General features: G+C 38.2%; 7 protein-coding genes, 1 tRNA gene and 2 rRNA genes. 2 read left to right on the forward strand and 8 right to left on the reverse strand.

Annotated features, from left to right (window positions below; genetic code table 11):
• Positions 1 to 74 precede the first annotated feature (74 nt).
• From glmU to Q7P05_RS02275, 6 genes are all read right to left on the reverse strand, one after another.
• A complete protein-coding gene (gene glmU, locus Q7P05_RS02250; protein WP_303930235.1) occupies positions 75 to 1448 on the reverse strand; it encodes a bifunctional UDP-N-acetylglucosamine diphosphorylase/glucosamine-1-phosphate N-acetyltransferase GlmU in 1374 nt (457 codons plus the stop codon).
• 127 nt (positions 1449 to 1575) lie between these two features.
• Complete coding sequence (gene purR, locus Q7P05_RS02255) at positions 1576 to 2394, reverse strand: pur operon repressor (protein ID WP_039969280.1); 819 nt, start codon at positions 2392 to 2394, stop codon at positions 1576 to 1578.
• Between the two features lie 224 nt (positions 2395 to 2618).
• Entirely contained in the window at positions 2619 to 3227 is a 609-nt protein-coding gene (locus Q7P05_RS02260; protein WP_303930236.1) for a peptidoglycan-binding protein, read from the reverse strand.
• A 255-nt stretch (positions 3228 to 3482) separates the two neighbouring features.
• Positions 3483 to 4655 (reverse strand): Na+/H+ antiporter NhaA, encoded by a 1173-nt coding sequence (gene nhaA / locus Q7P05_RS02265; protein ID WP_303930237.1) that lies wholly within the window; start codon positions 4653 to 4655, stop codon positions 3483 to 3485.
• 28 nt (positions 4656 to 4683) lie between these two features.
• A complete protein-coding gene (nhaA, locus tag Q7P05_RS02270; protein ID WP_303930238.1) occupies positions 4684 to 5838 on the reverse strand; it encodes a Na+/H+ antiporter NhaA in 1155 nt (384 codons plus the stop codon).
• Positions 5839 to 6030: 192 nt separating this feature from the next.
• Positions 6031 to 7356: a PepSY domain-containing protein gene (locus Q7P05_RS02275; RefSeq protein WP_295804906.1), complete on the reverse strand. Its 1326-nt coding sequence runs from the start codon at positions 7354 to 7356 to the stop codon at positions 6031 to 6033.
• Between the two features lie 135 nt (positions 7357 to 7491).
• Here Q7P05_RS02275 and Q7P05_RS02280 point away from each other — a divergent pair.
• Both Q7P05_RS02280 and Q7P05_RS02285 read left to right on the forward strand, forming a co-directional pair.
• Positions 7492 to 7565 (forward strand) — tRNA-Gly (locus tag Q7P05_RS02280).
• Positions 7566 to 7670: 105 nt separating this feature from the next.
• Positions 7671 to 7880 carry a molybdopterin-binding protein gene (locus Q7P05_RS02285; protein ID WP_005387140.1) on the forward strand — a complete coding sequence of 70 codons (210 nt, stop codon included), beginning with the start codon at positions 7671 to 7673 and terminating at the stop codon, positions 7878 to 7880.
• Between the two features lie 631 nt (positions 7881 to 8511).
• On the opposite strand, the gene rrf is transcribed toward Q7P05_RS02285, so the two are convergent.
• Together rrf and Q7P05_RS02295 are read right to left on the reverse strand one after the other, a co-directional pair.
• Positions 8512 to 8628 (reverse strand): 5S ribosomal RNA (gene rrf, locus Q7P05_RS02290).
• 75 nt (positions 8629 to 8703) lie between these two features.
• Positions 8704 to 9682, reverse strand: a 23S ribosomal RNA gene (locus tag Q7P05_RS02295); the annotation flags it as partial.

Genomic DNA, 9682 nt, shown 5'->3' on the forward strand with positions numbered 1-9682 from the left:
TTACAGATACACACTATTGCCTTTTTATTGTATACTATTTTGCCCTAATTGTGTTAAAAAATTATAATATTTTTTTATTTCTTTTTGAAAGTATCATCAGTTACCCAATTTTCTTTCACAATTTGCTTGCTACGGCCTACGGCTAACGCCTTATCTGGTACATTTTTAGTAATGGTAGAACCTGCACCTACATAGCTATAATTACCTACTGTTACAGGAGCTACTAAATTACTATTACAGCCTACAAAAGCACCATCGCCAATTGTAGTACGATGTTTAACTTTACCATCGTAGTTTACAGTAATCGTACCACAGCCAATATTAACACCAGAGCCTACGTCGCTGTCGCCGATGTAGGAAAGATGTGGGAACTTAGTACCTTCCCCAACATTGGAGTTTTTAACCTCTACGAAGTTACCTACATGGACCTTGTTACCAAGCACGGTATTAGGGCGCAAGTGAACAAATGGACCTACATCTACACCGTCTTTTACTTCGCAGTCATGACCATATGTGAAGTGAATAATCGTATCATTACCTACTTTTACATTCGTCAAACGAGTATGTGGACCAATTTCACAGCGCTCCCCAATGACAGTATTTCCTTCGAGGATTGTACCAGGGTGCAAGATTGTATCGGCCCCTACTGTTACCTCTGGAGCTACATAAGTATTGGCAGGATCAATAATAGTAACACCAGCTGTCATTAATTCAACATTTTTACGATGCTTCAAAATAGATTCAGCTTCCGCTAATTGCAAGCGAGAGTTGACGCCTAGAGACTCTTCAAAGTCCTTTGTCATATACGCGCTTACCTTGTCGCCACCATTTACAAGAATACCAACTACATCAGTGATATACAATTCACCTTGTGCATTATCATCAGATAGTTGGTCTAAGCAAGGCCATAATTTTTTACTATCAAAAGCATACATGCCTGTATTAACTTCTTGAACAGCTAATTCCTCTGGTTTACCATCTTTTTGCTCTACAATGCGAACTACAGAACCTTCTTCATTGCGGATAATACGGCCATAACCTGTTGGATCTGGCATATGAGCTGTTAAAATTGTCGCTGCTGCACCAGAATTTTTATGTTCTTCTAACAGTGCTTCTAAACTTTCTTTTGTAACAAGTGGTGTATCGCCACAAAGTAATAAGATAGTTCCGTCATAATCACCAAGTACTGGTTGAGCCATTTTTACAGCATGACCTGTACCATTTTGCTCTTCTTGACGAACAAATTCAGCGCGGTCCCCCAAGTAGTTTTGTACCGCATCACCGCCAAAGCCTACGATAACCACATCGCGATTTGTACCGATAGACTGAACTGTTTCAAGAACGCGCTCTACCATCGCCTTACCGCCAACCTTGTGCAATACCTTTGGCAATTTAGACTTCATGCGCGTACCCTTACCAGCAGCTAAAATAAGGCTTGCAATATTCATAGTAATCTCCTATCTGTTATCTCTCATATATCTGACTTTTTAATAGTACTTACATCATATTAGCCCATTGTCCAATATGCGATATAAAGTCATTATATCTAACTATAATGTATCTAATATTAATTATTTATTCTTCATCAAATACTGGTTCTATGTTGATTTTCTTTGTATTTTCATCAATACCATAGAACGTAAATAGTGATTCATAATCATCGATTAATTTTGGATTTGGCTCTGCAGTTGCTACAAGAACTCCAGTGCCAACAACGACACCACTCATTTCTAAAACAAGTTCTTTAAGACCTTTTGCAGTGCCCCCTGCTTTCATAAAATCATCGATAATTAAAACCCTAGCATTGGGAGGAATCGCTCTCTTTGTTAGCGTCATAGTCTGAATACGACCAGAGGATCCTGTTACATAGTTGATACTAATAGCAGACCCTTCTGTCACCTTACTATCACGACGAGCAATGACGAGAGGTTTGTTGAAAGCTCGTGCTACCATAACAGCTAAAGGAATCCCCTTCGTTTCAACGGTCAGAATATAATCAGGGTTGCGGTCCATAAAACGGGTCATAATGATTTCTCCAAGGCGTGTCATTACATGCCAATCATATAAAATATCAGACATGTAAATAAACCCACCAGGAATGATACGGTCTGGCTCCATCAATCGAGTTTGCACATCTCGTAGAATATCATTAGCCTGAGTCCCCTTACGATGAGGAATAAAACGCACTCCGCCTGCTACACCGGCTACGGTTTCTAATGTACCAAGCTGAAAATGCTCCATAGACTGTCTCACACAGGTTAAGTCTTCACTGACCGTAGACTTTGCCATGCCAAAGAAGTCACAGAAATAATTTAAAGGAATCAATTTTTGCGGTGAATCAACTAACAATTTTGTCATTGCCACCATGCGTTCCACGCGCCGTACTTTATCCATAGAATTTCCTTTACCATTCATCATATAACTATTGATTGCACTCATGTAACAAATGTCATGAGTTATTTCAAATATATCTATGTTTATTATACCATAATTTCCGAATATTCGAGGTTATAGATACACTATAATTCGGCAAAATAAAAACTCTCTAGTGCTCATATAATATTGTAAGTTTAGACCTCATAGTCTATTACACTATTATATGTACTAGAGAGTTTTTATTATAAAACGTAAACCTTCACAGTTTGACGACCAAACTGCAATGCTTCAGAACGAGAATCATAAGCTAAGTCAATTCTATGACCTTTGATAGAGCCACCAACATCATCAGCTACAGCATAACCATAACCTTCAATGTATAATCGCGTACCTAATGGAATTAATTTTGGATCTACAGATACGATGCCCTTCTTTAAGCGACTACCTGTAGCCGTATAATTGCCATTGCCAGGATCTTGAGCAGAATAAGCACTAGCTTGCATAGTTAAAACGCGAGAGTATTTATTTGGCACACCATTATGACTTAATTCTGTACCATGTCCACCATAACGAGTCTCCATCTTTTCTAAAGCATTCATCGTGCTAGGACCAACGCGACCATCTACAGCGAGTCCCTTTGACTTTTGAAATTTCCGTACAGCTTGTTCCGTATTATGACCGTAAATACCATCTACAGAATCATGTAAAAAACCTTGATGCTTTAACATGGTTTGCACCTTGCTAACATGGTGCCCCCGTTGTCCCCGATCAATCGTTTTTGCCAATGATACGGAAGATACCATTGTAGTCATACAAACAAGCGTACATGCAATAATTATTTTCTTAACCATATACACCTCACCTTACATCAGTAGTATACTATACAGTTTTAAATAATCTATAAACCATATTGAGATAGCAATACAAAAAATGCATATATAATGCACGTTTTTAACTATATCTCAAATCTAGTACTACATATATATCATAGAAATATAGTATAGCAATGAAAAATCTCCATTAAAGTCTGCCTAATCAAGTAAAGTTTTTATGTTTTGATTTTATAGACAGTCAATAATGGAGACTTTTATAATAACTATTTAATTTTAGCAGTTATGATATACACCTATATGGCATTCCTTACGCTTAGCACCAATAATGCGTAAGTAAATATAGCCAATAACGGCAGAAATGATGGAACCTATTAATACGCCACCCTTAGCCATCTCTTGAGCATGACCTGGATCAAAAGCTAAAACAGAAACAAATATACTCATAGTAAAACCAATACCACATACAATGGAGGTACCATAAATAAATTTCCAGTTAGCTTCTGCTGGCATAGGTACAATACCTAACTTGATCATCCCAAACATAGCACCAAAGATACCGATTTGTTTACCTAAAATAAGGCCTAGTGCAACACCTAAAACAACAGGATGTGTTAAATCTGCTACACCGAATCCAGCAAGACTTACACCAGCATTAAAGAAAGCAAAAATAGGAACAATAACAAAGCTTACCCAGTTAGATAAATAATGTTCCCAATGTTGCATTGGTCTAACATATTTACGACCAATCTTACCGCATTCAGGAATTGTCATCGCCAAGATTACACCAGCCATAGTAGCATGTAATCCAGACCGAAGAATACAATACCATAAAATTAAACCAAGAATGATATAGGATAAAGATCTAACGTAACCAGACCGATTACAGTAAATCAATAAACCCGTTACAACAACGGCACCAAATAAATAGAACAGGTTGAGATTTGATGCATAGAATATTGCAATAACAATGATGGCAATTAAGTCGTCAATAACAGCTAAGGCGGTCAAAAATACCTTCATGGAGTTAGGCACTCTAGAACCCAAAGCAGTTATAACACCTATAGCAAAAGCAATGTCTGTCGCAGTTGGAATAGCCCAACCATGAACGTACACTTCACTAGAACCAGCAATAAGATAGTAAATAATAGCAGGTACTAACACACCAAATAATGCAGCAATACCTGGCATAATACGCTTAGCATTCGTATTGAGTTCACCACTTACTAATTCACGCTTTACTTCTAACCCAACAAAGAGGAAGAAAATTGCCATTAATGCATCATTAACCCACTCCATAGTTGTTAATGGACCTAGCTTTAAATTAACAAGTGACATATACTGTGTCGCCAATGGAGAGTTTGCTACGATTAGTGCAATAAGTGTAGCTCCTAGTAAAACAGCAGTCGCCGAACCAGGAGAACGTAAAAATACAAATATCCGTTCCATATAATTCCTTCCTAATATAATACGTTCATTATTTGTTCTTAATAGATCTTATTTTATATGCCAAAATTAAAACTATAGCACCTAATAAACCAGAAATAATAGAACCTATAAAGATACCAATTTTAGCCATTTCTTGATTAACACCAGGTGGAAATGCCAATGTAGCTACAAATAAGCTCATAGTAAAACCAATACCACAAACGATGGCAGTACCATAAACCTCTGGCCATGTTGTATTAGTAGGCATCTTGATAATCTTAGATTTAACTAAAACGAAAACTGCAGAGAAAATACCAAACTGTTTACCTAAAATAAGGCCTAATGAAACGCCTAGTACAACAGGATGGAATAAATGATCTACAGAAACATCAGCAAAGGATACACCTGCATTTAAGAAACTAAATAAAGGAATAATTAAAAAATTAACCCAATGCTTCAGTTTATCTGCCCATTTATGCATAGGATATACTGTTTCACCATCAAGTTTACCTGTTGCAGGAATCGTCATAGCTAAGACAACCCCAGCAATAGTTGCATGAACGCCAGACTTTAATACAAAATACCAAAGAACTGCACCCAATACACCATATAATACAGGTCTCACATACCCCTGTTTATTAGTATACCACAATGCGCCTGTTACGATAGCGGCACCAATCAAATACGGGAAATCTACGCCGGCACCGTAGAAGATAGCTATAACGATAATAGCAATTAAATCATCAATAACAGCTAAGGCAGAAAGAAAAGCTTTCATAGCTTGAGATACACGTTTACCAAGCATCATAATAACACCTATGGCAAATGCAATATCTGTAGCTGTTGGAATCCCCCATCCATGGGTATACTCAGGGACAGAACCAGCAATTAAGAAATATACTAAAGCAGGTGTAACAACACCTGCAAAAGCAGCTAAAAGTGGTAATACTCTTTTTGAATTTGTATTCAATTCGCCAGAAATCATTTCTGATTTAATCTCTAGCCCTACATATAGGAAAAAGAGTGCCATTAACCCATCATTAACCCATTCCAGTATATCCATAGGTCCCCAATACACATGCATTAAGGCGAAATACTGTTCTGCTAGAGGAGAATTTGCTGTAATAACACCAAGAATAGCGGCAAGTAAGAGCATAATACCGCCAGATGATTCAGACTGAATAAATGCTTTTATATAATTCATAGTAACTACCACTTTCTCAATTATAAATATAAATACAGAATTTTATACATAAAAACTATTTATTTAAATTTATTATATCATTTCACTTCGAAAATAATCAATAAACTAATGATGAACCATGCGGATTAAGTCTAGAGTAATCAAACATTTGCGACATACTTATACTTATGGAGCAAGCTAATAAAATACTGATTAATAATTATTCCCTCTGATCAGAGAAATTAAGAATCCAATAAGTGGAATGGTTAAACAAATGGCAGCTATACTATTTGTGATTGGATTAGACCAAAGAGGCACAATAAAACCTAGGAGAACTAAAATACTATAAAGGATAGGTTTACGCCAAACATGTTGTATCTCAACGGGTGCTCTAGATTCCATAGCACGAGATTTAACAAATTTCTTTATAATAGTCATCATAATGCCTGTTATAATACCTATAATAAGAACTATATCCCAGATGGCCCATAATATTTTAAGCACCATTGTATTATGATTATGAATATGGAGATTAATCATTGTAGTCATACCAGTAAAATACCATGGTATTGTTTTTGTAGAATACATATCCTTAGCAGAATCAGCATGTAAATTAGCATAGACAGGCTGTCCCAAAAACATAGCAGGATCATCATCATTTTCAGCACCTAAATAAAATGCATAGTGATGGTCATTAAATTTGGATGGATAATCAATAGATATAAGCTGACGATCTGGATAAGCTTTCATAATGCGAGAAATAGCTTCGGATGGTTGTAAAATTTCGGATTGATCCGATGAAAGCTCTTGCTTTGCAGTATGTAGTACATCTGCATTATAGCTGTCATTGGCAATAAAAAATCCACCTATCCATACACCTGTAATACATAAGATAAATCCCCATACAGTAGCAACCATTGCAAACTCTCGATGCAATGAACTTAATTTCATATGATTTGACAATACTGCAGATTTTGCAAAACTTTTACGAAATGGACCATATAAGAAAATACCAGAAATAATCGATAAAGCACATAAAAAAGATAAAATTGTTACAATATAAATCCCAGTTTTTCCGAGATCTAATCGCGTATGTAGTTGATGAAGAGTATGTAATATACTGCGCACCCAAGGATGAGCAGATGTTTCATGATGCGTAGTAATGAGAGCTTTCGTATTAGGATTATATAATGCATAGTCACCACCCATTCCCATACGTGCTGGAGGAGCTATGGTAGCAGCTGAATCAATAATACGATAACGTAAAATATGTCCAGCCCCCATAGCAGGAGAAATATTTAAAATATCCTTAGATGGATAGGTTTGCTTAACTAATGAAGCTCCTTCATCAGCATAATTAAAAATTGACATTTCTTGTTGACTCATAGCCATAGATGATGAAGTATTGTGTGTTCCTCCTTGAGCCCATGCATTTAACTCAGTCCTAAACATAAGGATAAGCCCAGTAATACAAAACATTAAGAAAAACACTACAGATATTATAGATAACCATTTATGGATTTTATAAATCTTTGACATACATATGCCTCCTTTTCTATTACTTTATACCTCTATTGTTATAACAATACAATACAACTACCACTATAGGTATATTCATGACGACTAACTTTACTTGAATGTATAGATACATATATGATACAATATGTACATCCTGCGGGCGTAGTTCATCGGTAGAATGCGAGCTTCCCAAGCTTGAGAGGAGGGTTCGATTCCCTTCGCCCGCTCCATGCATAAAAAACCATGATGTGATATACATCATGGCCTTTTATATATATAATGATATAATAAATATAAATTTGAATATATTATATAATTCTTATAAGGAGCCAAATATGAAATTAAGCGCAAGAAACCAATTAAAAGGTACTATCGTAGAAATTCAAGAAGGTGCCGTAAATGCAATTGTGAAAATTAATGTAGGTAACGATAATATCATTACTGCTGACATTACAGTTCAATCTGTTAAAGAATTGGGCTTAACAGTAGGCAAAGAAGTATATGCTGTTATCAAAGCTACTAACGTAATGGTTGGTATAGAATAATAAATCTAGAGCTGCTTAGGCGGCTCTTTTTTTGTATATATAATTAATAATACAATGTTATAAATAACCGCTATGATTTATAATTATAGCGGTTATTTTAATTATATAATTTAAAGATACTCAACGATCTTATTGTTTGATAATATTGTCTCACATTATATCTGAATAAAGCCTTTAATTTACATATATTTGAATTTACTCAACTAGTTTGAGGTTCGATACCATAGGTGCTACGCACAGCGGTATAGTTTAATTACAAGTATTTGAAGAAGCTCAACAGTTGTACGGTTCAGTAACATTGGTGCTTCGCACCGCGTTACTGGATGGATATGATTTGCCTCCTACCACTAGCCGCGGCTTCCTATCACACTCGCCCATGGCAATATATAATACATTATGCCAATGTACAGACTTAACTATAGGGCTTCGTCGAAGGTGATGTGTGGGCCCCATGCGTCGCTACGCTCCTCTGTGGCCTCACACCCTACCCTTCCCAGTTCCGTCTGACACGAACACGTAGATAGATATAACCTCTACAACCTTGGCTGGAGACGGCTCTAGCAGGATTAGCTAGTCGAAGACTAGCAAAAAGAAAAAGGCCTACCTTTAGGTAGACCTTTTTCTTTTCGTTAATCAGCGGCTTCCTATCCTCCCAGGCCGTCTCCAGCCAAGTACTTTCGGCGTTTATGAGCTTAACTACTGTGTTCGAGATGGGAACAGGTGGATCCTCATAGCCATCGCCACTGAATCTGTCAGAGTTTGTACTCTGAAAACCACATAGAAGTTATATATATTTGTTGCACATGTCTGCTTAATGTTTATTTAAGTAAAGCCCTCGATCTATTAGTACCAGTCAGCTCCAAACCTCACGGCTCTTCCACACCTGGCCTATCAACCATGTCGTCTACATGGGATCTTACTAGCTTATGCTATGAGAAACCTCATCTCAAGGCTGGTTTCACGCTTAGATGCTTTCAGCGTTTATCCGTCCCGAACGTAGCTACCCAACTGTACCCTTGGCAGGATAATTGGTACACCAGCGGTTCGTCCACTCCGGTCCTCTCGTACTAGGAGCAGCCCCCTTCAAATCTCTTGCGCCCGCGATGGATAGGGACCGAACTGTCTCACGACGTTCTGAACCCAGCTCACGTACCACTTTAATGGGCGAACAGCCCAACCCTTGGGACCGACTTCAGCCCCAGGATGTGATGAGCCGACATCGAGGTGCCAAACCTCCCCGTCGATATGGACTCTTGGGAGAGATTAGCCTGTTATCCCCAGGGTAGCTTTTATCCGTTGAGCGATGGCCCTTCCACTCGGTACCACCGGATCACTAAGCCCTACTTTCGTACCTGCTCGTCGTGTTTGACTCGCAGTCAAGCTCCCTTCTGCCTTTACACTCTTCGCGCGATTTCCGGCCGCGCTGAGGGAACCTTTGGGCGCCTCCGTTACTCTTTCGGAGGCGACCGCCCCAGTCAAACTGCCCGCCTGACACTGTCCCGGATTTCGTTACTCTCGCGGTTAGAATTTCAATACATCAAGGGTGGTATCCCAACGTCGGCTCCAGCCAGACTAGCGTCCAGCTTTCCAAGCCTCCCACCTATCCTGTACGTAATGTATCAAAACCCAATGTCAGGTTACAGTAAAGCTCCATGGGGTCTTTCTGTCCAGTCGCGGGTAACCTGCATCTTCACAGGTATTTCAATTTCACCGGGTCCCTCGTTGAGACAGTGCCCAAATCGTTACACCTTTCGTGCGGGTCGGAACTTACCCGACAAGGAATTTCGCTACCTTAGGACCGT

The organism is Veillonella dispar (assembly GCF_937975875.1).
GTDB classification, from domain to species: domain Bacteria; phylum Bacillota; class Negativicutes; order Veillonellales; family Veillonellaceae; genus Veillonella; species Veillonella dispar_B.

What these genes read in the sequence shown, in the direction of transcription:
- glmU (WP_303930235.1), bottom strand. Translation starts at nt 1,448, where the DNA reads ATGAATATTGCAAGCCTTATTTTAGCTGCTGGTAAGGGTACGCGCATG.
- purR (WP_039969280.1), bottom strand. Translation starts at nt 2,394, where the DNA reads ATGGATAAAGTACGGCGCGTGGAACGCATGGTGGCAATGACAAAATTG.
- Q7P05_RS02260 (WP_303930236.1), bottom strand. Translation starts at nt 3,227, where the DNA reads ATGGTTAAGAAAATAATTATTGCATGTACGCTTGTTTGTATGACTACA.
- nhaA (WP_303930237.1), bottom strand. Translation starts at nt 4,655, where the DNA reads ATGGAACGGATATTTGTATTTTTACGTTCTCCTGGTTCGGCGACTGCT.
- nhaA (WP_303930238.1), bottom strand. Translation starts at nt 5,838, where the DNA reads ATGAATTATATAAAAGCATTTATTCAGTCTGAATCATCTGGCGGTATT.
- Q7P05_RS02275 (WP_295804906.1), bottom strand. Translation starts at nt 7,356, where the DNA reads ATGTCAAAGATTTATAAAATCCATAAATGGTTATCTATAATATCTGTA.
- Q7P05_RS02285 (WP_005387140.1), top strand. Translation starts at nt 7,671, where the DNA reads ATGAAATTAAGCGCAAGAAACCAATTAAAAGGTACTATCGTAGAAATT.